Below are 26,402 nucleotides of genomic sequence, written 5' to 3' on the forward strand. Positions count from 1 at the left end.
CCAACTCTCCAATCGAAATAATGAACGAATTTCAGGTAACTCGGGATACCCACGAATCCGACACAACACTTAAGCGAGCACGTGAAAACGACCTACCCATGATTTTACGCTTCACGTCGCCGGAGGTGGCCTGATCGCTCGATGAACTTCCTTCGCTACGTCGCGGTGCGGACGCTCCAGACGGTTCCAGTGCTGGCCGGGGTCTCGGCGGTCGTGTTCCTGATCGTCCACGCGGCTCCCGGCGACCCGGTCGTCAACATGCTCGGCATCCAGGCGACCGAGGAGAACATCGAAGCGGTCCGGGCCGCCCACGGACTGGACCAGCCGCTGTACATCCAGTACTTCTCGTGGCTCTCGAACGTGCTCCAGGGCGACTTCGGCCGCTCGCTCGTCCAGGGTCGGGCCGTCTCGGACCTGATCGTGAGTCGTCTGCCAGCGACGCTGTTCCTCGCCGTTTCCTCGATGGTCGTCGCCATACTCATCGCAATTCCTGCCGGTATGGTGAGTGCAGTCCGCAAGGGGTCGAAGACCGATTTCGCGGTCACGCTCGGTGCGCTCTCGGGCATCTCGATCCCGAACTTCTGGCTCGGTCTGCTCCTCATCCTCTTCTTCGCGACGTCGCTCGGAATCTTCCCCGCGGGGAACTACGTCTCGCCGATGGACGATCCCGTCGGAGCGCTCGAGAGCGTCTTCCTGCCGGCGGTGACGGTCGGGACCGCCTACGCCGCCCTGTTGACGCGCCAGACCCGCTCGGCCGTCCTCGAGAACCTCCGCTCCGATAGCGTGCGGATGGCGAAGGCGAAGGGACTCTCGACGCGACGAATCATGACCGCCCACGTCCTGAAGGGAGCGCTGTTGCCCGTCATCACCGTCGCCGGGTTGCAGTTCGGCTACCTCCTCTCGGCCACCGTCGTCGTCGAGCAGGTGTTCGCCTGGCCCGGCATGGGGCGGCTAATCTGGTTCGCCGTCCTCCAGCAGGACTACCCGGCGGTACAGGGGGCCGTCCTCGTCGTCGCAACCCTGTTCGTCGCGATCAACCTGCTCGTCGACCTCACGTACGGCTACCTCGATCCTCGGGTGAGCGCCCAATGAGCGTCGTCTCGAGCGCCCGTCAGGAGCGGTTCCGCCGGTTCGTTCGGAGTTTCGCGGCGCACAAACTGGCGGTCGCCGGGCTCGCGGTCGTGTCGGTGATCGTCGTCGTCGGCGTGCTCGCGTTCGTCGACGAGCAGTTCTTCGGCGGGGCGATCATCGAAACCGTCCACCACGACCCGAACGACCCCGCCTTCACCCCGCTCGAGGGCCCGAGCGCGGACCACCCGTTCGGAACCGACGAACTGGGCCGCGACGTCCTGTCGCGAACGATCTACGGCGCGAAGGTGTCGGTGCAGGTCGCGCTCACGGCGGTCTCGGTCGCCGCCGTGATCGGCTCGCTGCTCGGCGTACTCGCCGGCTACGCGAAGGGGTACACGGAGACGGTCATCATGCGCGGGGTGGACGTGCTGCTCGGGTTCCCCGCGCTCATCCTCGCGATTGGCGTCGTCGCCGCACTCGGATTCAGCCTCCAGAACGTCATCATCGCGCTGGGGATCGTCTACATCCCGCAGTTCGCCCGCATCGCCCGCAGCAGCGCCCTCTCGGTCACCGAGGAGGAGTACGTCGAGGCCGCCGAGGCCCTCGGCTACTCGAGACGTCACATCGTCTTCCGGGAGGTGTTGCCGAACTGCCTCTCGCCGCTGCTGGTCCAGGCCTCTCTGCTGATGGCGTTCGCCATCATCGCGGAAGCCTCCCTCTCGTTCCTCGGTCTCGGCGTCCAGCCGCCCCAGGCCTCGTGGGGGCAGATGGTCGCCGACGGAAGTAGCTACATGAGCAACGCCCCCTGGATCTCGGTGTTCCCGGGGGTCGCCGTCTTCGTCACCGTGCTGGGCTTCAACCTGGTCGGCGACGGGCTGCGCGACGCGCTCGATCCGCACGAAAACGCCGAACGGAGGTTCTGAGTATGAGTACGAACACGGGCACGAATACGAACACGAGCACGAGTGACCCACTGCTATCGGTCGACGGACTGACGACGGAATTCGCGACCGACGAGGGCGGTATCCGCGCCATCGAGGACGTGAGCTTCACCCTCGAGCGCGGGGAAACCCTCGGCATCGTCGGAGAGAGCGGCTCCGGCAAGAGCGTCACCGCTCACTCGATCATGCGGCTACTCGAGGACAACGGCCGGATCGCGTCGGGCTCGGTCACGTTCGACGGCGCCGATCTGACGACGATGTCCGACTCGACGCTGCAGTCGATCCGCGGATCGGAGATCGCCATGGTCTTCCAGGACCCGATGACCTCGCTCACGCCGGTGTTGACCGTCGGCACGCAACTCCTCGAGACGCTCCACCAGCACCGGGAGCTGTCCGACGAGGAAGCGCGGGAGACGGCGCTCTCCCTGCTCGAGCAGGTGCGCCTGCCGGACCCCGTTGACGTCTTCGAGTCCTATCCGCACGAACTCTCCGGTGGTCAGCGCCAGCGGGTGCTCATCGCGATCGCCATCTGCTGCGATCCCGAGGTGCTGATCGCCGACGAACCGACGACGGCGCTAGACGTGACCATCGAGGCCCAGATCCTCGAGTTACTCGAGGACCTCCGGGACTCTCGCGACCTCAGCGTGGTCCTCATCACCCACGACCTGGGGGTCGTCGCGGAGTCGACCGACCGCGTGGGCGTCATGTACGCCGGACGGATGGTCGAGCAGGGGCTGACCGAGCGGGTGTTCACCGAACCCCGTCACCCCTACACGGCGGGCCTGCTCCGGTCGATGCCGCGGCTGACTGACCACGTTCCCGAACTGCTCGAGGGGACCGTTCCCCAGCCCGGAAACCGGCCGAGTGGCTGTAACTTCGCCCCGCGCTGTCCGTACGCGACGGCGGCCTGCGAGGCGGACGATCCGCCGCTCGAGCCAGTCGAGAGAGGCGACGGTGCCCCAGCGGGGAGTTCCGAGACCGCCGCTGAAACCCCCGCCGAAACCGCCGCTGGAACCGCATCGCCGCCGACCGACGACGGCGCTGTCCAGCGAGCAGCCTGCATTCGAACCGACGAAATCGGCGTCCTCGAGCCCGTGCCCGCCGAGGCCTCCGAGACGGCCGACTCGCGGACGACCGACGTCGGCGACCCCATCCTCGAGATCGAGAACGTTCGAAAGGAGTTCGACACCTCGACCTCGCTGCTCGATCGCCTGCTCCCGAAGGGATCGCCGCCGGTGCAGGCCGTCGACGGCGTCTCGCTCTCGCTTCGCGCGGGCGAAACCGTCGGACTCGTCGGGGAGAGCGGCTCCGGCAAGACGACCCTCGGGCGCCTCTGTATCGCGCTCGAGGAGCGGACCGAGGGCGACATCCGGCTCGACAGCGTCTCCCTCGCGGAGACCCCCGACGAGAAGCTCCGCCAGCGGGTCCAGTTCGTCTTTCAGGACCCCAGTTCGTCGCTCAACCCGCGCCAGCGAGTCGCGCGCATTCTCGGGTTCGCGGTCGAGAAACACGCGACGCTGGCACCTAACGAGACGGTCACCGACCGCGTGATCGACCTGCTCGAGGAGGTTGGTCTCGACGCTGAGACCCGTCACCGCCACCCCCACGAACTCTCCGGTGGGCAGAAACAGCGCGTCGGCGTCGCCCGGGCGCTCGCGGTCGATCCGGACGTCCTGATCGCGGACGAGCCGACCAGCGCGCTGGACGTGAGCGTCCAGGGCCAGATCCTGGCCCTCCTCGAGCGGATCAAGGCCGAACGCGACCTCTCGATGATCTTCATCAGTCACGACCTCTCGGTCATCCGCCACGTCTCCGACCGCGTCGCCGTGATGTACCTCGGCCGACTCGTGGAGACCGGGCCCGTTGACGCGCTCTTCGCCGATCCGAAACACCCCTACACGGAGGCGCTGTTGAGCGCGATTCCCGACCCCGATCCCGATTCACAGCGCTCGAGCGAGCGGATCACCCTCGAGGGCGAGATTCCGGACCCGCGATACCCGCCGACGGGGTGTAACTTCGCCAGCCGCTGTCCGGCGGTCATGCCGAAGTGTCGCGAACACGACCCGGCGCTCGTCCCGGTCGACGGCGATCAGCGTGCGGCCTGTTTCCTCCACTCGACGGCCACCAGGGGCGACGAGGAGCCGCCGGAGGACGTTCTCGAGGCGACCCACCGTGGCAGCGACTGAGCCGGATACCGCCGAACCGACGGCTACAGCCGCCCGACCGATTCCATACAGAACGGCGGTCTGTGACCTCACAGATTAACCGAACAAAGTTCAACCAATAGTAATATACGTGAATAACTGAATACTACGGCTGCGAGATTTGGAACTGTTCCACCACCACCAACGAACCACCACAAATCTCGCACTTTTCCGGCAGCGATCGTCCGATCACTCGCCGGTGACGTTCTCCGCGATCACTCGACGGTGACGCTCTTCGCCAGGTGCCGGGGTTTGTCGATCGATCGACCCAGTTCGTTGGCGATCCAGTACGACACCAGCTGGAGCTGGACGTTCGCCACGACCGAACTCGCGACGGCCTCGAGCGCCGGAATCTCGAGGACGTGATCCGCGTAGCGCTCGACGTCAGACTGGCCGTCGGTGACCGCGACGATGGGGACGCCGCGGGCCTCGACTTCCTTGACGTTGCCGATGGTCTTCTCGGCTTCCTCGCCGTCGCCGGTCACGAGCGCAAACACGGGCGTGTTTGGGCCGACAAGCGCGAGGGGGCCGTGTTTCAACTCGCCCGCCGCGAAGCCCTCGGCGTGTTCGTAGGAAATCTCCTTGAGCTTCAGCGCCCCCTCGAGCGCGACGGGGTAGTTGAGGCTGCGACCGATGAAGAAGTACGCGTCGGCGTCGCGGTAGGCGTGAGCGACCTCCCGGGCGCTCGAGGTGTCGAGCACCTGCTGGATGGCATCGGCTATCGATCGGAGCGACTGGATCAACTCGCGGGAACGGTGGTCGCTCAGCGCGGCGGCGACCATGGTGAGTGCGGCCTGCTGGCTCGCGAACGTCTTCGTGGCGGCGACGCCGATCTCCGGGCCGGCGCGGATGTAGAGGACGTGATCGGTCTCGCGGGCGGCCGAACTGCCGACGACGTTCGTCACGGCGAGCGTCGTTGCGCCCGCCCGGTTCGCCTCCCGAAGCGCGCGCATCGTGTCGGCTGTCTCGCCGCTCTGGGTGACGCCGACGACGAGCGAGTCGTCCGTGAGTGGCATCGTGTCAGCCGTAAATTCGCTCGCCAGGGTGGCCTGGGCGGGGACGCCCCAGCGGTTCAACAGCGAGACGCCGAACATCGCGGCGTGATAGGAGGTCCCGCAGGCGACGAACGTCACGGGGCCGTCGAAGGCGATGTCCGCCAGTTCCTCGAGTTCGATCCGGCCGGTGAGTTCGTTGAGTCGCCCGCGGAGACACTCCCGGATCGCAGTGGGCTGTTCGTGGATCTCCTTGAGCATGTAGTGGTCGTAGCCGCTCTTGCCGGCGTCCTCGGCGTCCCACTCGATGGTCTCGACGCTGCTCTCGACGACCTCGCCGTCCGAATCGGTGATCCGGATCGAGTCGCCGGTGAGCGTCGCGAACTCACCGTCGTCGAGGTAGATCACGCGGTCGGTGTACTCGATGAACGCCGGGACGTCGCTCGCCAGGTAGTGGCCGTCCTCGCCCAGGCCGAGTACGAGCGGCGACTCGTGGCGGGCCGCGTACACCGTCTCCGACCCCTCGAAGACGGCGGCGATGGCGTAACTGCCCTCAAGGCGCTCGATGGCCGCCCGGAACGCCGACTCGGGGTCGAGGCCGTCCTCGAGGCCGCGGGCGATCAGATGGGGGACGACCTCGGTGTCGGTGTCGCTCTGGAACGTGACCCCGGCCTCGCGCAGTTCCGTCCGGAGCGACTGGTAGTTCTCGATGATGCCGTTGTGGACGACGGCGACCCGGCCCTCCGCGTCGGTGTGCGGGTGAGCGTTCACGTCCGAGGGCGGGCCGTGGGTGCTCCAGCGGGTGTGGCCGATGCCGACGGACTCGCCGCCCGGTTCGTTCGCCTCCAGGGTCTCCTCGAGTGAGGAGACCTCGCCCTGGCGCTTGTGGACGCGAAGGTCCGTATCCCCGAGGGCGACGCCGGCGGAGTCGTACCCCCGGTACTCGAGGCCCGAGAGCCCGGTCATCAGGACGTCGAGCGCGTCGGTCTCGCCCTTGCCGTTGCCGACGAAGCCGATGATGCCACACATCAGGAACGCACCTCCACGTCGTCCTCGATCGTTCCGCGAAGCGTCGATCCCGCCTGGACGTAGGCGTCGGCGCCGACGATTACGCCGGGGGCGAACGTCGATCCGCCCTCGTCGTGGGCGTGGTCGGCGAACAGCGCGCCGAAGTCGACGTCCCGGTGGACCGCGTCGTTGATCTGGACGTCGCTCGGCCCGCCGACGACGGTCGACCCGGGGCCGATTCGCGCTCCGCGGCCGGTGACGCAGTCGCGGACCGTCGCCCCGTCTTCGACTCGCGTGTCGGCATCGACGACGGCGTGCGTGAGCGAGACGTTCGAACCGACCGTCACGTTCTCGCCGAGACAGACGTTCGGTCCCACGACCGACCCCGCCCCGATGACGCAATCGGCGGGGACGACGACGGGGTCGACGATCGTCGCGGACTCGTGGACGTAGGCGTCCGCCGACACCTGGCTGTCGACGCCGCCCCTGGCGAGGAGGTCCTCAGCGATGGTCAGCAGGTCCCACGGGTAGGTCGCGTCGACCCAGAGGCCGTCGGAGACGACGCCCCGAACGCTGGCGGTCTCGTCGTCGACCAGGCTCGAGATGCCGTCGATGAGGGACCGTTCACCCACGCGCGGGTTGACCCCGCGGATCGCCTCGAAGATCAGGTCGTCGAAGACGTAGACGCCAGCGTTGAGGGTGTACTCGCGGTCGTCGAGCGGTCGTTCGACGATCTCGGTCACCTCGCCGTCGTCCGTGAGGACGCCGCCGTACTCGCCGACGTTGTCGGTCGGGATCAGGCCGAGCGTCGCCACCGAGTCCTCGTCGTGGGACTCGAGTACGTCCGCGACGATGTCGCCGTCGACGAGCTGGTCGCCGTAGACGACGAGCGTCGGCCCCTGGTGGTCCCGGTGGGCGTCTTCTGCGGCCAGGAGCGCGTGGCCACTTCCCAGCAGCTTCTCCTGTTTGACGTACTTGATCGGGACGTTTCGGTAGGTCGGCCCGAAGTGCGACTGGACGCGGTTTCGCTGGTAGCCCACGACGGTCGTGATCTCGGTCACGCCCGCGTCGATCAGCGCGTCGAAGACGTGCTCGAGGATCGGCCTCGTCGCCGCCGGGAGCATCGGTTTCGGCCGATGCTTGGTCAGCGGTCTAAGGCGGCTTCCCTCCCCGGCCGCGAGCACGATCGCGGAACGTTCGGTCATACTATTCGAACCTCCGTCTGGCGACGTCAGTCTTTTGGATGGACTCATTTGCACGGTTTCAGTATCTCGGTCGATTCTCACGGCGGGTGTCGAGTCGTCCTCGAGCGTCCCCGATTCGGCGGGTCCAGTGGGCTCGAGTTGGTGGGGTGCGAGTGGGTGATTGGGTGAGCGGGCGAACACCGGACGTGGACGCGAGCGACGGCGGACGAGAGCGTAAACGGGGACCAGGACGAAACCGACCTATCCCTCCCCCTCGGACTGGTAGGGTTCGCCGACGGCTTCCATCGGCAGGACGTTGTACAGCGAGTCCTCGAGTTGGTCCGCGGAGTCGTACTCCTCGCTGTGCGTGTCCTCGACGAGCGACCCGAGGTTGGCTTCCCCGTCGGCGAGCAACAGCGTCACGTCGTTCAACTCGACGGCGGCGTCCGCTCGCGTGATCGGGTACGAGAGCTCCGAGAGTTCGTGTTCGACGCGGCTGAGTTTGACTTCCTCCATACGCCTCGGACACCGGCGAACGGCTTGAATTTCTGCGAGGTTTTCGGTGAGTGTCCGCTCGAGTGACGCGAATGTGGACACGGTAATTGATAAAATAGCGAAATTCACGATGTACGTCGGCCAAACCTCCCGTCGGTCCGCTCGACTCTCTTCCCGGAGACGGTCGGTAAGATCGTGGAGAACGCACGAGAACAATTCGCACGCGGCGATTCGTACCGCTTTTGGCCCTCGAGACCAAATCAGTGCTATCGAATGATCTCGAAGGGCTGTGAGCAGTGTGCGAAAGGCGGCAAGATGGTGCTGTTCGTCTACGGCTATTGCGACCAGCGCGACTGCTTTTACTGCCCGCTCGGGGAGAACCGCAAGAACGTCACGGACGTCTACGCCAACGAGCGCCTCGTCGAGTCCGACGAGGACGTGCTCACCGAGGCCCACCGGATGGACGCCCTCGGCACCTCGATCACCGGCGGCGAGCCCCAGGAGGCCCTCGAGCGCACCTGTCACTACCTTTCCTTGCTGAAAGACGAGTTCGGCGAGGACCACCACACTCACCTCTACACCGGCATTCCGGGGGGACGGGAGAACATGCGACGACTCTCGGAGGCCGGCCTGGACGAGATTCGCTTCCACCCGCCGCTCGAGCAGTGGGGCGACCTCCACGGCACCGAGTGGGAGGACATCCTCTACGTCGCCCGCGAGGAGGGGCTCACCCCCGCTTTCGAGATCCCCGGCATCCGTCCCGAGACGGAGTTCCTCGAATTCCTCGACGAGGGCGCCGCCGACTTCTGTAACGTCAACGAGTTCGAGATGTCCCACGGTAACTACCGCCGAATGCAGGCGGAAGGGTTCGAACTGAAGGAGGGACACATGAGCGCCGTCGACAACGACCGCGACGGCATCCTCGAGGTGATGGGCGACCACCCGAAGGTCTACTTCTGCACCTCGGTATTCAAGGACGCAGCCCAGCACCGGCGGCGACTCAAGCGGATGGCCCGGACAGTGCGCCGCGAGTTCGACGACGTCACCGACGACGGGACCCTGGTTTACGGGAAGACGCGAGTCGCCCCCTCGAGATTCGAGGCGCTCGGGGTCCCCGAGGAGTTCTACACCGTGAAGTCGAACCACGTCGAGGTCGCCTGGTGGCTGCTCGAAGAGATGATCGAAGCGGGTGACGTCGACGACGGCGAGATCGTCGAGCAGTATCCGACGTACGACGGCCAGGTAGTCGAGCGGACGCCGCTGGCGTAGTGTTCGGCCCGTGAGCGAACGGCGTGAGCGAGCGGTTTTTGATGTCTTCGCGAACGGAGTGAGCGAAAGGACCAGCGAGAACGTCGTTCTCGCAGGGCAGATTTTTGCCAAAGGATGTGCGGAGTATGCGACTTTTCCGTAGGGCGAAGAGACCGAGACGGTGCGAGGTCGTCGAATAGTTCTGGGTGACTCGAGTTCGTCCGGCTCTCTGCCATTTTCCAATCCGTTCCGGTGATCGTCCATTCCTTATGAATATATGTTGTACTATGTACTCACAAATACACTCGTTATCTCGTTATTGCTGTACTATTTCCAATGTTTGTATAAACAATTATTAATATGACCTCTAATACAGGCGTATGACTTCACCCCCCCAGGCGTACGGTGCTCGCTGCCGTTGGTGCCGGCAGCCTGACCGCGCTGGCCGGCTGCCTGAACGACGTTCGCGAGTTCGTTCCCTCGAGCGACGGCCAGAGTCAGGATGAAACGGATCGAACGATCAAACTCGGCGTGATGCAACCACTGACGGGCGACCTCGAGGCAGTAGGGAAGCCTATTCGGGACGCGGCGATCCTGCCTGCAGATCAGATCGCCGACGCGGTCGATATGAATGTCGACTACAGCGTCGTCGACACCGCCGCCGATCAGGTGACCGGCGTCCAGCGGGCCGTCGAACTCGTCGAGGCGGGGTACCCCATGGTGAACGGGCCGGCCGCTTCGGACGTCACGTTGCAGGCGACCCAGCAGGTCTTGATTCCGTACCGGGCAGTCTGTTGCTCGCCGGCGAGTACGACCCCGACAATTACGTCGCTGAACGACGGTGGACTGGTCTTTCGGACGGCGCTTTCGGACTCCCTGCAGGCCGTCGTCCTCGCCGAACGCGCCGCGAGCGACCTGGGCCACGACAGCGCGGCGGTCCTGTACGTCAACAACGACTACGGCTGGCAGTTGAGCCAGGCGTTCACCCAGGCGTTCGAGGCGGAACACGACGGAACAGTGACGAACCGGGTGCCGTTCGAACCCCTCGAGGACGAGGAGGACGACCGATCGTTCGAGGCGGAACTCGAGTCTGCTCGAGCCGACGACCCGGACCTGCTGGTGCTCATCGGCTATCCGTTGACCGGCGCGCGCATCCTCACGGACTTCTTCGACACCGGCGGAGAGGAGGACGTGCTGGTGACTGAAGGGATGCGAGATCCGACGCTCCACGAGGCCGTCGACCACTCCCTCGACGGCATCCGCGGGACGGCCCCGCTCTCGGCCGGTCCGTACGCCGACGAGTTCGCCGACCTCTTCACGGACGCCTACGACGCCGATCCGGGCATCTTCACCGCCCACGCCTACGACGCGTCGGCGGCGCTGTTGCTCGCAAACGCGTACGCCGGGCAGAACGACGGGACGGCCATCCGGAGCGCGATGTACGCCGTCACGAGCGAGTCCGGAACGACTGTGACGCCCGCGACCCTCACAGAGGGTCTCGAGCGAGCTGCCGCCGGCGACCCCGTCGAGTACCAGGGGGCCTCGAGTTCGGTCGTCTTCGATACGAACGGTGATACGGTGGACGCGACGTTCGAGTACTGGGAGTTCGACGAAAGTGCCGACGGTGGCATCGCCAGTCTGGACGAGGTGAGTCTCGAATGAGCCGTCTCTCGCGACTCGTTCCGGACCCGATTCGCCGGCGGTACCTGCTCAAATTCGTCATCTCGATTCTCGCCGTGACGCTCGTAATCGGCGCCGTCGGCGCGGTCAGCTACACGGAGATCGACCGAACGGTTCGCGACGACGCGACCGACCAGCTCGCCTCGACGGCCGAGTTGCAGGCGGAGGGAATCGGCGACTGGGTCGAGTCGATGCGCGTCCAGACGCGAACGAGTTCGACCGACGAGACGCTGCGTTCCGAGGACGTCCAGGAAGTGCAGGGGGCGATCGTCGAATCGCAGGCACGCCTCTCCGTCGACGTCCGGGCGATCCACGTCGTGAACGCCGAGACGGGAACGATCGAGACCAGTACGAGTTCCCAGTACCGGGACGTCTCCCTCGAGTCAGTCGAGGAGCCCTGGACTGAGGCCGATTTCGCGAGCGAACTCGGCAACGAGGAAGCGGTCTGGAACACCGAGGAGGCCTACGAGTCAGAGGCCCTGGGTGATCAGGTGATGGCCTTCGCCAGCCCGGTCGCCGGCGACGACGACCGCGTGGTGGTGCTGATCGGTGCCCTCGAGTACCGCGTCAACCAGCTCGACCAGCCCGGCGCGGCCTCGACGACGATGATCGTCGACAGCGACCGGAACGGGGTGCTGGCGCCGGGCTCGCTCGCGTTCGGCGGTGACGACCTCGACGGGGAAGCCGTCGAAGCGGCCCTCGGCGGACGGATGACGGTCGAGAACGAGGGCGACTACGTCCGCGCGTACGTCCCCGTCGCCGACACCCAGTGGGTCGCCGTCTCGAGCGTGCCCACCGACGCGGCCTACGGCGTGGCAACGGACGTGGGCCAGAACGTCCTTGCGATGCTCCTGGTGAGCCTGCTCGCGCTGGGGCTCGTCGCGGTCGTCCTCGGGCGGCAGACGGTCGCCCCGCTCGGACGCCTCCGGGACCGAGCGGCGGACATGGAACGCGGGGACCTCGAGGTCGACCTCGAGACGAACCGCGTCGACGAGATCGGACAGCTGTTCGTGGCGTTCGACAGCATGCGAACGTCGCTTCGCGAGCAGATTCGTGAGGCCGAGCGGGCTCGGACGGACGCCGAGAAAGCCCGCGCCGAATCCGAGGCGATGGCCCGTCACCTCGAGACGAAAGCCGACGAGTACCGCGTCGTGATGGAGGAGGCTGCCGACGGCGACCTCACCCGACGACTCGACCCCGAGAGCCGGAGCGAGGCGATGACCGACATCGCTCATTCGTTCAATGCAATGCTCGAGGAACTCGAGGAGACGACCGACGGCGTCAAGCGATTCGCCCACGAGGTCGCCACCGCGAGTGAGCAGGTCACGGCCTCGAGCGAGGAGGTCCGCTCGGCCAGCGAACAGGTGACCGAGTCGATCCAGGCGATTTCGGACGGTGCGGACAGACAGCACGAGGAACTGCAGGCCGTCTCCGGGGAGATGGAGGGGCTCTCGACGACAACCGAGGAGATCGCGGCCTCCTCGAACGAGGTCGCCGACATCGCGGCGCGGACGGCGGAAACCGGCCGCCGCGGGAAGCAGGCCGCTCAGGCGGCCAAAGACGGCATGGACGAGATCGAGGCGGAGTCCGAGGAGGCCGTCGAGGCGATCGACGCCCTCGAGGCGGAGATGGCCCAAATTGACCACCTGGTCGAGTTCATCTCCGACATCGCCAGGGAGACGAACATGCTGGCGCTCAACGCGAACATCGAGGCCTCCCGCGGCGGAACTGGCGGCGACGAAGACGGCGGGTTCGCGGTCGTCGCCGCGCAGGTCAAGGAACTGGCCGCCGACGCCAAGGAGACGGCCGAGGACATCGAGGAGCGCATCGAGTCGATCAGTTCTCAAACTCACGAGACGGCTGCCCAGATCGAGGGTACGGCGACGCGCATCGACGAGCACAGCGAGTCGATCGAGAACGCGGTGACGGCGCTCGACGAGATCGCCGAGTTCGCCCAGCGGACGAACGACGGCGTCCAGGAGATCTCGGCGGCGACCGAGGAACAGGCGGCCTCGACCCAGGAGGCCGTGGCGATGGTCTCGAACGCAACCGAAATCTCCCAGGCGACCTCGAACGAATCACAGCACGTCGCCGCCGCAGCCGAGGAACAGACCTCCGCGATTTCCGAAGTGACGACCTCCGCGAGTTCTCTCACCGACCAGGCGAGCCAGTTGAGCGCCGCCCTCGAGCGCTTCGAGACGGATGGTGCGGGCGTCGGAGTCGACGGTTCTGGGGCTGGGGCCCTTCCGGACTCCGATACAGCCCACGCGTCGACGGCGTCGGACGAGCCGCTCGAGTTTGACGACGCGTCGGCAACGGAATCGCCCCAGGACTCGGCTGGTGACGAACCCGTGCAGGTGGGTGGAGACGGAGACGAAGACGAAGCCCTCGAGGACGTTGAGGATGAGCGCGAAACTGCAGACGACTCGGGGCCCGACACCGAGGGAAAGTTCACGTTCGGCGACACTAAATAGGGTTCGGAACGGCTTCGACTTCCTCCTCGGACGACGCTCGATTCTCGGGACTACACCAGGACTTCGACCGCGTACCCGTGATCCTCGATGGCCTCGAGCAACTCCGCAACGTGGTCGTGGCCCCGCGTCTCGAGGTCGATCTCGACTTCGGTGTCGCTCATCTTGATGTCCCTCGACGTTCGATCGTGCTGGATCGCGTAGATGTTCGCCCGATGGCCCGAGATGATCGCCAGGAGTTCCTCGAGCGCTCCTGGCTGGTCCTTGAGCACGGTCTGGATCTTGAGGTAGCGGCCGGTTTCGATCAACCCGCGAACGATCACCGTGGTGAGCATGTTGAGGTCGATGTTCCCTCCCGAGAGGAGCGGAACGATCACCTCGCCATCGTCGTAGTCGAACGCCTCGAAGAGGATCGCCGCGAGCGGGACGGCGCCCGCACCCTCGACGACGGTCTTCGAGCGCTCGAGGAGGTGGGCGACGGCCATCGCGATCTGTTCGTCGGTGACGGTGACGACTTCGTCGACGCGCTCGCGGATGACCGAGAACGTCTTCTCGCCGACGCTCCGGGTCGCGATTCCGTCGGCGATGGTGTCGACCCCGTCGATGGTGACGACCGATCCCTTCTCGAGGGACGCTGCGACGCTCGAGGCGCCCGTCGACTGGACGCCGATCACGCGGACGTCGGGTCGCTTCGCCTTGATGGCCGTCGCGATGCCGGCGATGAGGCCGCCGCCGCCGATGGGGACGACCACGGTGTCGACGTCGGGACAGTCCTCGAGGATCTCGAGGCCGATCGTCCCCTGGCCGGCCATCACGTACTCGTCGTCGAAGGCGTGGACGTAGGTTCGGCCCTCCTCACGCTCGATCTCGTGGGCGCGCTCGGCGGCCGCGTCGTAGTCGGCCCCCGCGAGAACGACCTCTGCGCCGTAGCTCCGGGTCGCCTTGACCTTCGCGATGGGGGCCTGCTCGGGCATGACTATCTTTGAGTCGACGCCCGCCCGCGTGGCCGCGAGCGCGACGCCCTGGGCGTGGTTTCCCGCGCTGGCCGTGACGACGCCGGCGGCCTGCTCGCCGGGCGAGAGCGTCTGGATCCGGTTGGTTGCCCCGCGGATCTTGAACGCGCCGGTCCGCTGGAAGTTCTCGAGTTTCAGGTGGACCGCTGCGCCGGTCATGTCGGAGTAGGTGTGTGAGTACGTCAGCGGGGTGTGTCGCGAGGTCTCTCGAACCCGTTCGCGGGCCTCGAGGACGTCGGCAAGCTCGAGCATACCTGCGAGTATCGGGCAAGTATTGTAAAGGATTGCTGTTGGCGACGGGGCGAGCACTCACTCAGCGGGGATAGGGACAGCAGTGCTGCTGGTCTCGTGTGGAAAACGTGCTGTCAGAAGCGACAGCACGACAGGGAATACAGGGTATGCACGGCGTGTGACGTGCGACTGTATAGGAGGACCGGAGATATATAAATCTCATGCAGCCGGAGCGAAAGTGTAATCGATAGACTGGAGCGGGGTGAAACTGGCGTCTGACGGGTAGCAGACGGTTGTCGTTCGTGCCTCGGTGACACGTCAGATACTCCTTCTTGCCACTTCTACCGCGTGAACTAAACCTCGCGCAGCTTGCTCCTTTCGGAGGTATAAACGCCCCCGGGAACGGTTCGGCCGTATGGGCGCGAGTGGGTCCGGCGGTGAACCATCGGGACGCGAGCGGGTTCTTTCGGTCTGGAAACGCGTCCTCGCGCTCGCGTGGCCGATCATGGCCGAGCAGACGACGCGGACGCTGATGCGGACCGTCGACATCGTCGTGACTGGCCTCTTTTCGCCGGCCGCCATCGCTGCCATCGGCCTCGCGGACCTCTATGCGCGCTTGCCGCTCAGGATCGGTCTCGGCCTCGGCGGCGCCGCCATCGCGCTCTCGAGCCAGGACACCGGCAGCGGCGCGACCGGCACCCGCGACGAGGCGATCACCCAGGCGATCCTCCTCGGAGCCGTCGCCGGCGTCCCGTTCGTGCTCTTCGGCGTCCTCCTCAGCGAGTACGCGATCGCGGTCCTCGGCGCCGAATCGGCGGTCGTGACGTACGGGTCGGTGTACCTCGCGATCATCATGGCCACGGCGCCCGCTCGCCACGTCGGCATCATCGCTGCCAGGGCGTTGCAGGGAACCGGAGACACGATTTCGCCAATGGTCGTCAACGTCCTCGCCAACGTCCTTAACGTGACCGGGTCGGTCGTGCTGGGACTCGGCCTGCTCGGCGCTCCGCGCCTCGAGGTCGTCGGCGTCGGTATCGCGACGGCCGGCGCCAACGCCTTCACGGCCCTGGCGTTGCTGGGGATACTCGCGGGGCCGTGGCGAGAGAGTTCGCTCGTCAGGCCGACCGACTGGATCATCGCGAAGCAACTGCTCGCGGTGAGCGCGCCACGCATCGCCGAGGGCCTGATCGCGACCGCCATCGAGTTCCCGTTCAACTCGATCCTCCTCCTGATCAGCACGGAGGCCAACGCCGCCTACCAGATCGGCCGCCGGGTTTACCAGCAGATCTCGAGTCCCCTCTCCCGTGGCTACCACGTTGCCGCGAGCATCGTCGTCGGCCAGCACCTCGGGGAAGGCGATCCGGACACGGCCCGGTACGACGGCTGGGCGATCGCCGGCCTGGGGCTGGCGACGGTCGGCGTCATCGGACTGTTCCTCGCCGTCTTCGCGCCCCAGTTCGTCCGGATCTTCACCGACGATCCGGAAACGGCGAGCCACGCCGTCACCTTCGCTCGAGCCTACGGCCTCAGCGCGCCGTTCCTCGTCGTCTACGTCGCCATCGCGGGCGCACTCCAGGGCGCGAGCGAGACGATCTATCCCCTGTTGGCGCGCTCGAGCGGCCTGTTCCTGTTCTACCTCTGTTTCTCCTACGTCGCCGCCATCTCGCTCGACTGGGGCGTCCTCGGCGTCGCGACCGGCGTCTTCCTGTACTACCTCTGGGCGCTGTGTGTCGTCTCCTGGGCCTACCTCGAGCGCGACTGGGCGGCCAAAGCGGCCCGGATGATGGCCGAACGCGGCAGTCGCTCGAGTGAGTGAGGGGGCGACGAGTGAACGAACGGCGAGTGAGCGAGTGACGAAAAATCGAACGCGACTCGCCGTACTCTCAGTCGTCGAGCGCGCTCGTAATCCCGTCGACCGGGCGGTCGGGCGTCACGTCCTCGAGTTCCCTGGGCAACCCGAGCTGGTAGGCGTCGCCGTTCTCTCGCACTGTCGTCCGGCCGCGGTGGACCGAGACGTCGCCGTTCAGGTGGAGCTGGACGGCCTCGAGAAGCGCCTCGGCCTCGAGTGGCTGCCCGCGGGCTTTCATCTCCGCGAGGTCGGCGTCGTCGGGGACGTCGAAGGCCCGCTGGGTGATGATCGGCCCCTGGTCGAGGTCCGTCGTGACGTAGTGAGCGGTGACGCCGGCGACGCGGACGCCCTCCTCGATGGCCTGCCGGTAGGCCTCAGCGCCGGGGAACGACGGCAACAGGGAAGGGTGGACGTTGATGATGCGGTCCTCGTAGCGGAACACGACGTTGGGGCTCAGGATCCGCATGTACCGCGCGAGGACGATCAGGTCGGCGTCGTACTCGGCGAGTAACTCGAGGAGGTGTTCTTCGTCCTGCTGGCCGTTCTCCGTCCCGACGTCGTGGAAGGGCACGTCGTAGTGGTCGGCCAGAGGCTCGAGGGTGTCGTGATTGCCGATCACGACGCCGATGTCGGCGCCCAGGCGGTCGTTGGCCCAGGCCTCGAACAATGCCTCGAGGCAGTGGCTCTCCTTCGTGACCAGGACGGCGATCTGTTGGCTGTCGCGGTCGGTCGGGAATCGGACCTGGACGTCTAGTCCCAGGTCGTCGCCCAGGTCCTCGAGGTCGGCGCGCAGTTTGGCCTCCGTACAGACCATCCCCGACGTGTCGATGGTGAGGTTCATCCGGAAGACGCCGTCGCGAACCGCCTGATCGAGGTCCTCGATGTTGCACCCACGCTCGAACAGGAGCGTCGTGACGTTGGCGATTAGCCCGGTGTCGTCGTCTCCGACGACCGTAATCTCGGTCAGATCGGTCGTCATCGACACCACCACCGCTCGAGCACTGCAGTAGACATTACCTCTCCCCCACGTCTCGAACGGAGAAAAGCCCTGTCATCCGCGTAATATTGGTCTCGCTCGAGGTGACGTCGAGTCGCGAACTCGAGTTTACGCTATAGAATGTATAGTGTTGATACGAGCTGAAAAATTGCGCGCGATCCGAACCGCGCACCGCTCGCACGGGTGTTCAGGAGAACTGCTCGATCAGTGCGGGGACGACATCGAAGAGGTCGTCGTGAATCGCGTAATCGGCGATGTCCATGATCGGCGCGTTCGGGTCCGTGTTGATCGCCACGATCGTCTCGGAGCCTTTCATCCCGGCGACGTGCTGCACCGCCCCGGAGATGCCGATGGCGATGTAGACGTCGGGGGTGACGACCTTGCCGGACTGGCCGACCTGGCGGTTGGCGGGCAGCCAGCCCGCGTCGACGATCGGTCGCGACGACGAGAGCGTCGCGTCGAGCGCCTCCACCAGCTCGCGGATCAGGTCCAGGTTCTCCTCCTCCTCGATCCCGCGGCCGATCGAGACCAGCAGGTCTGCCTCGCTGATGTCGACGTCGCCGCCGGCGACCTCCTCGAATCCCGTCACCGTCGAGCCGATGGCGTCCTCGTCGATGTCGGCGTCGAAGGCCTCGACGGTGGCGTCACCCGCCGCCTCGGTGGGTTCCCACTCGGCGCCGCGGATGGTGACCGCGACCTGGTCTGCGTCGACCTCGGTGGTCGTCTCGACCTTCCCGCCGTACATCTCGCGCGTGCCGACGAGCGTGTCGCCCTCGGTCGCGAGACCGACGGCGTCGGTGACGAGCGGAACGTCGAGTCGCGTGGCGACCGCGGGCGCGTAGTCCAGCCCGTTGACGCTGTTGGGCATCACCAGGTAGCCGGACTCGAGTTCGCCCGCCAGCTGGGTGACCGCCTGGGTGTAGACGTCGTGGTTGAACTCCTCGCCGTAGGCGACAGTGTGGACGGTGTCGACGCCCTCGAGGTTCAGCGCGTCGGCGAAGGTCTCGACGTCGCCGCCGACGACGGCCACGTGGAGGTCGCCGCCGGTCTCGCCGGCGAGTTCGGCGCCCGCGGTGACGACCTCGCGGCTGACGTCGCGGAGGTCGCCCTGGCGGTGCTCGGCGACGGCCAGAATATCGCTCGAGGTCATTGGGCCACCCCCTTCTCCCGCAGGAGATCAGCGAGTTGCGCGGCCGTCTCGTCGGCGCCGCCCTCGAAGACGGTGGTGTCGCTCTCGCTCTCGGGTTCGTACATCGCGGTCAGGCGGAGGTCGCCTGCGACGGCGTCGGCCTCGACGCCCAGGTCGGCGAGCGTCTGGTGGTCGAGTTCCTTGCGCTGGGCCATCCGGATGCCCCGGAGACTGGCGTAGCGGGGCTCGTTGATCCCCGTCTGGATCGTCAGCACCGCGGGGACGTCGATCTCGGTCAGCTCCTCGATGCCGCCCTCGAGCTCGCGGTGGACCGACGCGGTCTCGTCTCCGGCCTCCAGATCGAGCTGGTTGACGACGGCGCCCCACTGGTAACCGACGGCTTCGGCGAGGGCGACGCCCGTCGCACCGAAGCTGTCGTCGCCCGACTGGACGCCCGTCAGGACGAGGTCGGGGTCCTCGGCTTCGACGACCGCCTCGAGGATGGCGATCTTCGCGCCGACGTCGAGGAGGTCGACGTCCTCGAGGGCGTCGTCCCAGACGCGGATGGCGCGGTCGGCACCCTTCGCGAGCGCCTGGCGGATGGTCTGTTCGGTCTCCTCGTCGCCGATGGTGACGGTGACGACCTCGTCGACGACGCCGTCTTCCTCGAGCTGGACGGCCTCCTCGATGGCGTAGTCGTCCCACTCGTTGAGATCGGCGCCGAGATACCGCTCGTCGATGGTCGTCCCGTCGATTTCGAACTCGTCTTCGACGGTGGCAACCTCCTTGACCGGTACGAGTACCTTCATCATCGTTGGTTGTGCTCCCCCGGGCGTAAACGTTTTCGAAACCGCGCGTCGCGGGCGTTCAGTTGATTCGAGTTCGCCTGGACTCGCGACGGTCTCTCACCAGCCGAGAGTATCACGCTTCCGGACGCGTCTGCGGTGGGTTTTCCCGGCATTCGTCTCGATTCCGGAAGCCGGTTCCGGAAGCGGTTTAACGATACCACAGGTACTAGGGTCCATGGCGGACTGTCCACTCGCAGACGACTGCCCCAGCTTTACCGAGCGAATCAGCGGAATGGGGTGTACGCACTACGGCGACCGCGGCGGCAAAGAGTGGTGTAACCACTACAACCAGCCGATCCAGGACCTCAAGACCCAACCAGTCAAATCTGGCGAGGAAGTGGTCGTCGACGTCGTCGACATGCACGAGAGCGGCGCCGGCGTCGGCCGAACCGAGGATGGGTTCATCGTCATGATTGACGGCGTCCTGCCGGAGGCCCGGGTCAAAGCCGAAATTACCCGCGTCCACAGCAATCACGCACGCGCTGACGTCCTCGAGCGATTGCCGCTCGAGCCCGAGGAGTCCGACGACGAAAGTGACGACGACGAAAGTGACGACGAGGCGGACGCCGACGACGAGGAAGACACGTCCGAGCGGGGCGGGCGTCGCCCACAGCGCGAGCAACTCGGCAGTCGCGAGAACTTCTGGGGCTCCTGAGCGGGCCGCCAGGGTGGACAGACCCTTCGTAGAGCCGTCGCCACGTATTCTTCGGTCGTCGCTTGCGCGCTGCAAACTGCAATAAGACGTAAGTAGACCTGCTGGTATGTCATACGTGAATGACGATCGGATCGGACGGAACGTCTCGCCTCCTCGCCGTTCTCGCTGTCGGCTGTGCCATTGGCGGAATCCTCCTGGCCGCGAGCGCGATGCCGATGCTCGCCGCGGATTCTCCGGTGACGACCGCGCTCGGCGACGGTGAGACGAGCGCAGAGCGCGACCGGGCGATCCAGGAGGCGATGCTCGAGGCGACCGCGGAGGGCGACGGTGACCTGGCCGAGCGGGCTGGCGAACTCGAAACAGCCGGTGGGGACAGCGACGGCCCCGGAATGGGTGGTTCTACTGGTGCAGGTTCAGGTGCTGGTGCAGGTTCAGGTGCTGGTGCTGGCGGCTTCGACAACCAACTCGTGCAAGCAGCAGCCCTCTCGGCAATGGAGGGTCAGCACGACCTCCTGACGAATCCCGTCGTGAGCGACGCGTTGTTCGGACTCGCGGGTATCTACGCCGCTATCGGTGGGTCACCGGGCGATTTCGCCGCCGGTGCCGCCGGTTCCGAGCCCGGTGCGTACGACCCCGGGGACCTCGAGTCGAACGCGTTCGACGATCCCCAGACCTTCGAGGGAACCACTCCCGAAGACGCCGCTGGGACAGTTGACGAGCCGACGACGTCCGGCGGACTACTCGACGTGCCGACCTCGGCAAACGGACTCGAGGGCGGCTACGGCGACCTCGTGACCGACCAGCGCGCCCGGTCGATTTCGCTCGAGGACGATGGGGTCGGCGGCGAGACGACGGTAGACGGTTCTGATGGGGGTATCGATGGCGAACGTCGCGACGGTGGAAGCCTCGATGGCGAGTCCACGTGGGGCGACGACTCGGCGACCGACGGCTCGAGTACGGGCGACGAACCAGACTCGAGCGACGGGTTCGACTCGAACGCCGAGGACGGGACGTGGGACGAGGGCGCTGCCCCCGACGACGCCGAAGGCGATGCTCCGACCGACGACCTGGACGCGAATCAGGGCAGCGGCGAGTCGGACCCCGAGACGTCGGGCGGAACCGAAGACTCGAGCGCGAGCGAGGCCACCGGCGCTACCGACGCTTCGGACGCTTCGAATGACGAGACAAATGGCGCCGAAGATGAAGAATCGGATAGCGCCAAGGAAGACACGAACAGCGTGACCGACTCGTTCGAGGACTCGCTGGGACCGGCCGGCGAGCGACCGATACTGACGCTCCTGACCGTCGCGCTGGCGGTCGTCGTCGGCTACGTCTTCCTGCGAACGGACGACCCAATCGCGACGCTTCGATCGCTCCCTGGCCGCCTCCTGGCGCTCGCGATGGGCATCGTCGTCGCCTGCTCGCGGGCGCTCGAGCGGGCCTACGAGGCGCTGTGCGGCCTTCGATCGATCGCCGAGTTACCGGGACTCCTCCTCGGAGCAGCTGCCGGGATCCTCGCCGGGGTGGGGACGAAAGCTCGCTCCGTGCGAGCGTCGCTCCCGTTCGTTGGCAGTGAGGCAACCGGGACCGACGCTGGGACCGCCACGCCAGACGCCCGAGCGACCGCTCGTGTGCGCATTCGCGAGGCGTTCGCGGACGTGGCCTCGGTCTCGACCGTGTCCCGACTGCGGGTCGCGACCCCCACGGACGTCGCCGAAGGGGCGAAGGCCCGGGGCGCGCCCGCTGAACCGGTCGAGACGATCACGGACGCCTTCCGCGACGTCGAGTACGGCGGCCGGGACCCAGAAGGGCGACTCGAGCGAACGACGGCCGCTCGAGCGACGATTCGGTCGTCGGTGGCGGCGGACGACGAATCGGTGGACGACGCGAACGAAAACCCGAACGAGAACTCGACGGGTAACCCGTGAGCCGTCGTCCGTCGACGCTCGGCCTGCTCGCCGGAACCGCCCTCGCGACCGGCCTGCTCGCACTCGGTGCGGGCCTGCTGTACCGTCCGTCGACGGTGCTCGAGCCGGTTCCCGAACTCGAGGCGGCGCTCTCGATGCTGAACCCGACTCATCTGGTGCTGGTGTTCGCACTCGTCCTCCTGATTGTCGCCCCGACGATCGCGGCCGCGGGTCGGTTCCGGGTCGACGCGCCGCGGCCACTCGATGCGGGTTCGACCGAGCCGTTCGCCAGCTCACGCTCGCTGACCGATACCTCGTCTCGACTCGCTGGTGCGGTCTACGACGACTGGATCGACCGCGCGACGGCGTACGACGACGAGCCTCGCCCGGTTCGCGACCAGGCCCGGACGGAACTCGTCGAGGCGCTTCGCTCGCTCGCCGCGGACACCTACGCGACTCACACCGGGCTAGACCGGGCGGACGCCCTGGCGGCGATCCGAGCGGGCACCTGGACCGACGACCGGCGAGCGGCCGCCTTCCTCGCCGACGAGGACGGTCCATCGACGCCGCTGTCGCTCTGGCTGATCGACCTCTGCAGTACGGCCGATCCGTTCACGCGCGGGCTCGAGCACGCGATCGAGGCGGTCGAGGCGATTCGGGAGCGCCCTGTGAGAGCGGGGATCGAAGGCAAACGACGCGAAGGATTGCGATGAGTCGCGTCCCCCGCTGGCAGGGTGCGGTCGTCGTCGCCCTCGCCATCTGCCTCCTCGCCGTGGTGCTGGGCGCGCCCGCGCTCTTCGTGGTGGCCGTCGTTCCGCTGGGATACGTCCTGGTCGGCGTCTCGAGTGGTGCGCCGTCGACCGACCTCGCCGTCGAGCGAACTCTCGACGACGATCGACCGCGACCCGGTCAGCCGGTTTCCGTCACCCTCTCGGTGACCAACGAGGGCGACCGGGTGCTCCCCGATGTCCGGGTGGTCGACGCCGTCCCCGAGGACGTGCCGGTGGTCGCTGGCTCGAGCGCGTTCGCGACCGCAATTCGGCCCGGCGAAACCGTCAGCCACGAGTACGAGGTGCTGCCGCCTCGAGGCCAGTACGCGTTCGGCACGCCCCGCGTTCGCGTCCGGAACCTGGCCGCGAGCGCGCTCGAGACGCTCGAGCCCGACGCTGGAGGCGACGGCTCGCTGACCTGTGAAACGCTCCTGGACTCGTTCGCCGTTCGCGACCGGACGATCCGCTTCGTCGGGCGGACGCCGACCGACGAGGGCGGGAGCGGGATCGAGTTCTACGCCGCCCGCGAGTACCGTCACGGCGATCCGATCAACCGGATCGACTGGCACCGCCTCGCCCGGACGGGCGACCTCGCGACGATCGAACACCGCGAGGAGCGAGCCGTTACGATGGTCTTCCTCGTCGACGACCGCGCCGGCGTCCACCGCGAGTCGCGCTCCGGCGGCCCCGACTCGCACGACCTGACGCTGTACGCCGCCTCTCGCGGCGTGCTCGCCTCCCTCGAGGACGGCAACCGAACCGGGTTCGCGACGCTCGAGGACGACGTGTGGATCGACCCCGGCGGAGGCGACGACGTTCGACAGCGTGTGGACGACGCGGTCGGCGAATCGGCCGGCGACAGCGCCCTCACCGGCCTCGCCGCCGACGGCGGGACGCTCGCGACCGATCTCGATACGCGCCTCCCCCGGAACGCACAGGTCGTCCTCTGTAGCCCGCTCACGGACGACGCGGCGATCGGCCTGGTCGAACAGCTTCGCCTCCGTGGGCGGACGGTGACCGTCGTGAGCCCGGACATGACGACCAGCGTGTCCGGCGGCGACCTGTCGCCGGGAACGGCAATTGCCGGCATCGAACGACGGAATCGCATCGATGCCCTCAGGGGACTCGGCTCGGTCGTCGTCGACTGGGACCTGGCCGATCCGCTGTCGGTCGAACTGGCTCGCGCGATCCGTGCGATGGGGGGTGCCCGATGACGGCGTCCGACCCGGAACCGGGAACGGACGGACGCGACCAGCAGTCGACGCCGTTTCGGTCGGACGGCGGAACCGAATCAGGTGCGTCGACTCGAGTCGGCAGCCCGGGTCCGCGCTCGAGTCCGACCGTTGTCTCGGGCGGCGATCACGGGACGCGAAACCACTCGCGCCTCGAGTCGGCCCGAAACGCGGCGAGCTCGGTCGGAAAACGTGGAACGAGTGCCGTACTCGCGGCCGTTCGAGGCGCCCTGTCACAGCCGACGACGAGCGACGTCGCGACCCTCGTGCTCACGCTCGCAATCTGTCTCGCGGTCGGCGGGTCCCTGATCGGCACCCGACTCGCCGCCGTCGCGACGGTCGGCGGCGTCGGCGCGGCACTGGTCGCCACCCTGCTCGGGAGCGACCGCCCGGTGCGCCGCGCCGTCGGCGGGGCACTCGCCGTCCCTGCGGCCGTCCTGGTGGCCGTTCCCGTAACCCTCGCCTGGGCGTTCGCCGTCGGCGTCGCCGGTTTCGGCCCGTTTACGGCGGTGACCGTCTGGTCGCTCGTCGTCGCCGCCCTCGCTGGGACGCTGGCGTCGTGGGACCGACTGGGCGACGGCGGGGTCCGTGCGGCCGCCAGGGCCACGACGCTCGCCGCACTCGGGGTCGTGGTCGTGGTCGTCGTTCGCGTGCTCCCCGAGGCCGGCGTCAGGGAGCGCGCGGGGCCGGCGGTCACCGAGGTGACGGGGGCCGCCAGTGGCGTCCTCCTCGAGCCAGGCCAGACTCTGGCGACCGTCTCGTTCTTCGGGCTCGTCCTGGTGACGGCCGGGGCCGTCTTCGTGACGGTCGGCTACGTCCCGGTCGAACGCCTCGTCCCGCCCGATCGGCGCGAAACCGTCTCGCGGGCCGTCGGTGCCGTTCGCCACGGCAACTCGATCGCCATCCGTGTGGCGCTGGTCGGCCTTTCCGGGGTCGTGATGCTTCCGGCGCTGCTCGAGCAGTTCTCGGACGTTCCGCTCTCGCCCCGAGAAATCGCGGCGACCGTGCCGGCACCGGCCGGCGAAGCGCTGGCCACGGTCGTCGTCGCGCGGGAGCTTCGAACCCTCTTGCTCGTCGTCTTTGCCGTCGCTGCGTTTGTGGCTGCCCTCGAGTGGACTCGACGGGCGCTACGGCGAGGGCTAGCCGCGGTGCTCGCTCGATTGGCGGCCCCGATGGTCGGCGGGGTCGTGCTGACGCTCGCGCTGGCGTCGGTGCTCGCCACGCCCGACGTCGAGGCGTCGCTCGAGGCCCTGGTTCGCCAGATCAAACCGCAGGTGGTCGCGGATCTGTTGCTCGAGTTCCCGCCGATCGCGCTCGTCGTCGCCGTCTTGCTCGTCGCGCTGGGGATGCTCTCGTCGCTGTTCGGGACGGTCTCGTTGCTTCGAGCGATTCGGCTCCTGCCGCCGCGGGCGATCGGTTCGGCGCTGGCGGCGACGGCGATCCTCGGCCTCGCTGGCTCGCCCGCGGTCATCGGCCGGCCGGAGGCGGCGATCTGGACGGCCGCCGGCGCGTTCGTCGTCTGGGACGTCGGCGAGTACGCGGACGGACTCCGCGCCGAACTCGGGCGAGACGCGGCGACGATGCGGGCCGAACTCGTCCACGCGCTCGGCGCGGTCGCGACCGGCGCCGCGGTCGCACTCGGGACCGTCGGCCTCTACCGCTGGGCGGCGAGCGACGTCCTCGTCGTCGATCGACGGCTCGCGGCGGCGGCGCTGGGGGCGGCGCTGCTGGCGGTCGTGCTGGTCGCCTGGGTCCTTCGCAAGTGATTACGTTTCTTTCGTTCCCGCACCCTCTGCCGACGGCACCTCACCGATTACTCGCGCGGGATTCCCGCCGACCACGACGCCCGCCGGCACGTCGTCGACCACGACCGCGCCGGCCGCGACGACGGCGCCGTCGCCGACCGTCACGCCGGGGGTGAGCACCGCTCGGCCGCCGATCCAGACGTCGTCGCCAATCGTGACCGGCTTTCCGTACTCGAGGCCCTCGCGTCGTGCGGCGGCCTCGAGCGGGTGCGTCGCCGTGTAGACGTGGACGCCGGGCCCGAGCAGGCAGTTCCGGCCGAACTCCACGGGACAGATGTCCAGGACGACGCAGTCATAATTCGCGAAGAAGCCCTCGTCGACGTGGACGTTGTACCCGTAATCGCAGCGAAAGGGTGGCTCAATCTGGCACTCGTCGCCGATCGATCCGAGGAGGTCCTCGAGTATCTGTCGCCGTCACTATCGTCGTCGCCGTCACTATCGTCGTCGCCGTCACTATCGTCGTCGCCGTCGCTCTCGCTCATCCGATTGTACCGCCGCGTGAGCGCTCGAGCCCGCTCGCGGTCGGCCACGAGTTCGGGATCGGCGGGGTCGTACAGCTCCCCGGCTACCATCTTCTGTTTTTCAGTTCCCATACGGGTGTGTGGACGTCGATTCGAACGCGGGTAGAAAACGGTTTTCGTGATCGGATCGGTGGAGGGCGAACCGACCTAC

General features: G+C 67.2%; 19 protein-coding genes and 1 pseudogene. 12 read left to right on the forward strand and 8 right to left on the reverse strand.

The window, feature by feature from the left end; all coding sequences use genetic code 11:
* The first annotated feature begins 141 nt into the window (after positions 1-141).
* The 3 genes from ACFQS4_RS04475 to ACFQS4_RS04485 are packed head-to-tail and all read left to right on the forward strand — an operon-like array spanning position 142 to position 4,198.
* Complete coding sequence (locus ACFQS4_RS04475) at positions 142-1,092, forward strand: ABC transporter permease (RefSeq protein ID WP_497902484.1); 951 nt, start codon at positions 142-144, stop codon at positions 1,090-1,092.
* Entirely contained in the window at positions 1,089-1,994 is a 906-nt protein-coding gene (locus ACFQS4_RS04480) for an ABC transporter permease (protein ID WP_497902485.1), read from the forward strand. The genes ACFQS4_RS04475 and ACFQS4_RS04480 overlap by 4 nt, the downstream gene beginning before the upstream one ends.
* A gap of 2 nt (positions 1,995-1,996) precedes the next feature.
* On the forward strand, positions 1,997-4,198 hold the full coding sequence (locus tag ACFQS4_RS04485) for a dipeptide ABC transporter ATP-binding protein (protein ID WP_497902486.1): 2,202 nt from the start codon (positions 1,997-1,999) through the stop codon (positions 4,196-4,198).
* Positions 4,199-4,431: 233 nt separating this feature from the next.
* Here the strand turns inward: ACFQS4_RS04485 and glmS are convergent, their stop codons facing one another.
* The 3 genes from glmS to ACFQS4_RS04500 all read right to left on the reverse strand — a co-directional run bounded on the left by glmS (position 4,432) and on the right by ACFQS4_RS04500 (position 7,916).
* A complete protein-coding gene (gene glmS / locus ACFQS4_RS04490; RefSeq protein ID WP_497902487.1) occupies positions 4,432-6,237 on the reverse strand; it encodes a glutamine--fructose-6-phosphate transaminase (isomerizing) in 1,806 nt (601 codons plus the stop codon).
* Entirely contained in the window at positions 6,237-7,421 is a 1,185-nt protein-coding gene (locus ACFQS4_RS04495) for a sugar phosphate nucleotidyltransferase (RefSeq protein WP_497902488.1), read from the reverse strand. Before ACFQS4_RS04495 ends, glmS begins: the two co-directional genes overlap by 1 nt.
* Before the next feature lie 240 nt (positions 7,422-7,661).
* Positions 7,662-7,916, reverse strand: a complete 255-nt coding sequence (locus tag ACFQS4_RS04500) for a DUF5789 family protein (protein WP_254159307.1) — start codon at positions 7,914-7,916, stop codon at positions 7,662-7,664.
* A 252-nt stretch (positions 7,917-8,168) separates the two neighbouring features.
* Between ACFQS4_RS04500 and ACFQS4_RS04505 the strand changes: the two genes are divergently transcribed.
* The 3 genes from ACFQS4_RS04505 to ACFQS4_RS04515 all read left to right on the forward strand — a co-directional run bounded on the left by ACFQS4_RS04505 (position 8,169) and on the right by ACFQS4_RS04515 (position 13,297).
* The gene (locus tag ACFQS4_RS04505) at positions 8,169-9,164 is read left to right on the forward strand and encodes a radical SAM protein (RefSeq protein ID WP_497902489.1); all 996 of its coding nucleotides are present in this window, start codon (positions 8,169-8,171) and stop codon (positions 9,162-9,164) included.
* A gap of 384 nt (positions 9,165-9,548) precedes the next feature.
* Complete coding sequence (locus tag ACFQS4_RS04510) at positions 9,549-10,805, forward strand: ABC transporter substrate-binding protein (RefSeq protein ID WP_497902490.1); 1,257 nt, start codon at positions 9,549-9,551, stop codon at positions 10,803-10,805.
* Positions 10,802-13,297: a methyl-accepting chemotaxis protein gene (locus tag ACFQS4_RS04515; protein ID WP_497902491.1), complete on the forward strand. Its 2,496-nt coding sequence runs from the start codon at positions 10,802-10,804 to the stop codon at positions 13,295-13,297. Before ACFQS4_RS04510 ends, ACFQS4_RS04515 begins: the two co-directional genes overlap by 4 nt.
* Before the next feature lie 50 nt (positions 13,298-13,347).
* Here the strand turns inward: ACFQS4_RS04515 and ilvA are convergent, their stop codons facing one another.
* The gene (ilvA, locus tag ACFQS4_RS04520; protein ID WP_497902492.1) at positions 13,348-14,559 is read right to left on the reverse strand and encodes a threonine ammonia-lyase; all 1,212 of its coding nucleotides are present in this window, start codon (positions 14,557-14,559) and stop codon (positions 13,348-13,350) included.
* Between the two features lie 394 nt (positions 14,560-14,953).
* Between ilvA and ACFQS4_RS04525 the strand changes: the two genes are divergently transcribed.
* Positions 14,954-16,354, forward strand: coding sequence for an MATE family efflux transporter (locus ACFQS4_RS04525; RefSeq protein WP_497902493.1), 1,401 nt, complete (start codon positions 14,954-14,956; stop codon positions 16,352-16,354).
* A 67-nt stretch (positions 16,355-16,421) separates the two neighbouring features.
* Here the strand turns inward: ACFQS4_RS04525 and ACFQS4_RS04530 are convergent, their stop codons facing one another.
* The 3 genes from ACFQS4_RS04530 to ACFQS4_RS04540 form a co-directional block, all read right to left on the reverse strand.
* Positions 16,422-17,366 carry a formyltetrahydrofolate deformylase gene (locus ACFQS4_RS04530; RefSeq protein ID WP_497902494.1) on the reverse strand — a complete coding sequence of 315 codons (945 nt, stop codon included), beginning with the start codon at positions 17,364-17,366 and terminating at the stop codon, positions 16,422-16,424.
* A 205-nt stretch (positions 17,367-17,571) separates the two neighbouring features.
* Positions 17,572-18,534 (reverse strand): electron transfer flavoprotein subunit alpha/FixB family protein, encoded by a 963-nt coding sequence (locus tag ACFQS4_RS04535; RefSeq protein ID WP_497902495.1) that lies wholly within the window; start codon positions 18,532-18,534, stop codon positions 17,572-17,574.
* Positions 18,531-19,322 (reverse strand): electron transfer flavoprotein subunit beta/FixA family protein, encoded by a 792-nt coding sequence (locus tag ACFQS4_RS04540; RefSeq protein ID WP_497902496.1) that lies wholly within the window; start codon positions 19,320-19,322, stop codon positions 18,531-18,533. Before ACFQS4_RS04540 ends, ACFQS4_RS04535 begins: the two co-directional genes overlap by 4 nt.
* Positions 19,323-19,536: 214 nt before the next feature.
* Here ACFQS4_RS04540 and ACFQS4_RS04545 point away from each other — a divergent pair, with 214 nt between their 5' ends.
* From ACFQS4_RS04545 to ACFQS4_RS04565, 5 genes are all read left to right on the forward strand, one after another.
* Positions 19,537-20,016 (forward strand): TRAM domain-containing protein, encoded by a 480-nt coding sequence (locus ACFQS4_RS04545; protein WP_497902497.1) that lies wholly within the window; start codon positions 19,537-19,539, stop codon positions 20,014-20,016.
* A 119-nt stretch (positions 20,017-20,135) separates the two neighbouring features.
* Entirely contained in the window at positions 20,136-21,944 is a 1,809-nt protein-coding gene (locus tag ACFQS4_RS04550; protein WP_497902498.1) for a DUF4129 domain-containing protein, read from the forward strand.
* A complete protein-coding gene (locus tag ACFQS4_RS04555; RefSeq protein ID WP_497902499.1) occupies positions 21,941-22,636 on the forward strand; it encodes a DUF7269 family protein in 696 nt (231 codons plus the stop codon). The genes ACFQS4_RS04550 and ACFQS4_RS04555 overlap by 4 nt, the downstream gene beginning before the upstream one ends.
* Entirely contained in the window at positions 22,633-23,907 is a 1,275-nt protein-coding gene (locus tag ACFQS4_RS04560) for a DUF58 domain-containing protein (protein WP_497902500.1), read from the forward strand. Before ACFQS4_RS04555 ends, ACFQS4_RS04560 begins: the two co-directional genes overlap by 4 nt.
* Positions 23,904-25,691: a DUF7519 family protein gene (locus ACFQS4_RS04565; protein WP_497902501.1), complete on the forward strand. Its 1,788-nt coding sequence runs from the start codon at positions 23,904-23,906 to the stop codon at positions 25,689-25,691. The genes ACFQS4_RS04560 and ACFQS4_RS04565 overlap by 4 nt, the downstream gene beginning before the upstream one ends.
* Here ACFQS4_RS04565 and ACFQS4_RS04570 read toward each other — a convergent pair.
* Positions 25,692-26,323 (reverse strand): annotated as a pseudogene (locus ACFQS4_RS04570) (maltose acetyltransferase domain-containing protein).
* Positions 26,324-26,402 lie beyond the last annotated feature (79 nt).

Origin of the sequence: Saliphagus sp. GCM10025317 (assembly GCF_042663665.1) — an archaeon.
Lineage (GTDB): Archaea > Halobacteriota > Halobacteria > Halobacteriales > Natrialbaceae > Natronosalvus.

Coding starts and splice junctions, on each gene's coding strand:
- ACFQS4_RS04475 (WP_497902484.1), top strand. CDS start 142: ATGAACTTCCTTCGCTACGTCGCGGTGCGGACGCTCCAGACGGTTCCA.
- ACFQS4_RS04480 (WP_497902485.1), top strand. CDS start 1,089: ATGAGCGTCGTCTCGAGCGCCCGTCAGGAGCGGTTCCGCCGGTTCGTT.
- ACFQS4_RS04485 (WP_497902486.1), top strand. CDS start 1,997: ATGAGTACGAACACGGGCACGAATACGAACACGAGCACGAGTGACCCA.
- glmS (WP_497902487.1), bottom strand. CDS start 6,237: ATGTGTGGCATCATCGGCTTCGTCGGCAACGGCAAGGGCGAGACCGAC.
- ACFQS4_RS04495 (WP_497902488.1), bottom strand. CDS start 7,421: ATGACCGAACGTTCCGCGATCGTGCTCGCGGCCGGGGAGGGAAGCCGC.
- ACFQS4_RS04500 (WP_254159307.1), bottom strand. CDS start 7,916: ATGGAGGAAGTCAAACTCAGCCGCGTCGAACACGAACTCTCGGAGCTC.
- ACFQS4_RS04505 (WP_497902489.1), top strand. CDS start 8,169: ATGATCTCGAAGGGCTGTGAGCAGTGTGCGAAAGGCGGCAAGATGGTG.
- ACFQS4_RS04515 (WP_497902491.1), top strand. CDS start 10,802: ATGAGCCGTCTCTCGCGACTCGTTCCGGACCCGATTCGCCGGCGGTAC.
- ilvA (WP_497902492.1), bottom strand. CDS start 14,559: ATGCTCGAGCTTGCCGACGTCCTCGAGGCCCGCGAACGGGTTCGAGAG.
- ACFQS4_RS04525 (WP_497902493.1), top strand. CDS start 14,954: ATGGGCGCGAGTGGGTCCGGCGGTGAACCATCGGGACGCGAGCGGGTT.
- ACFQS4_RS04530 (WP_497902494.1), bottom strand. CDS start 17,366: ATGACGACCGATCTGACCGAGATTACGGTCGTCGGAGACGACGACACC.
- ACFQS4_RS04535 (WP_497902495.1), bottom strand. CDS start 18,534: ATGACCTCGAGCGATATTCTGGCCGTCGCCGAGCACCGCCAGGGCGAC.
- ACFQS4_RS04540 (WP_497902496.1), bottom strand. CDS start 19,322: ATGAAGGTACTCGTACCGGTCAAGGAGGTTGCCACCGTCGAAGACGAG.
- ACFQS4_RS04545 (WP_497902497.1), top strand. CDS start 19,537: ATGGCGGACTGTCCACTCGCAGACGACTGCCCCAGCTTTACCGAGCGA.
- ACFQS4_RS04550 (WP_497902498.1), top strand. CDS start 20,136: ATGACGATCGGATCGGACGGAACGTCTCGCCTCCTCGCCGTTCTCGCT.
- ACFQS4_RS04560 (WP_497902500.1), top strand. CDS start 22,633: ATGAGTCGCGTCCCCCGCTGGCAGGGTGCGGTCGTCGTCGCCCTCGCC.
- ACFQS4_RS04565 (WP_497902501.1), top strand. CDS start 23,904: ATGACGGCGTCCGACCCGGAACCGGGAACGGACGGACGCGACCAGCAG.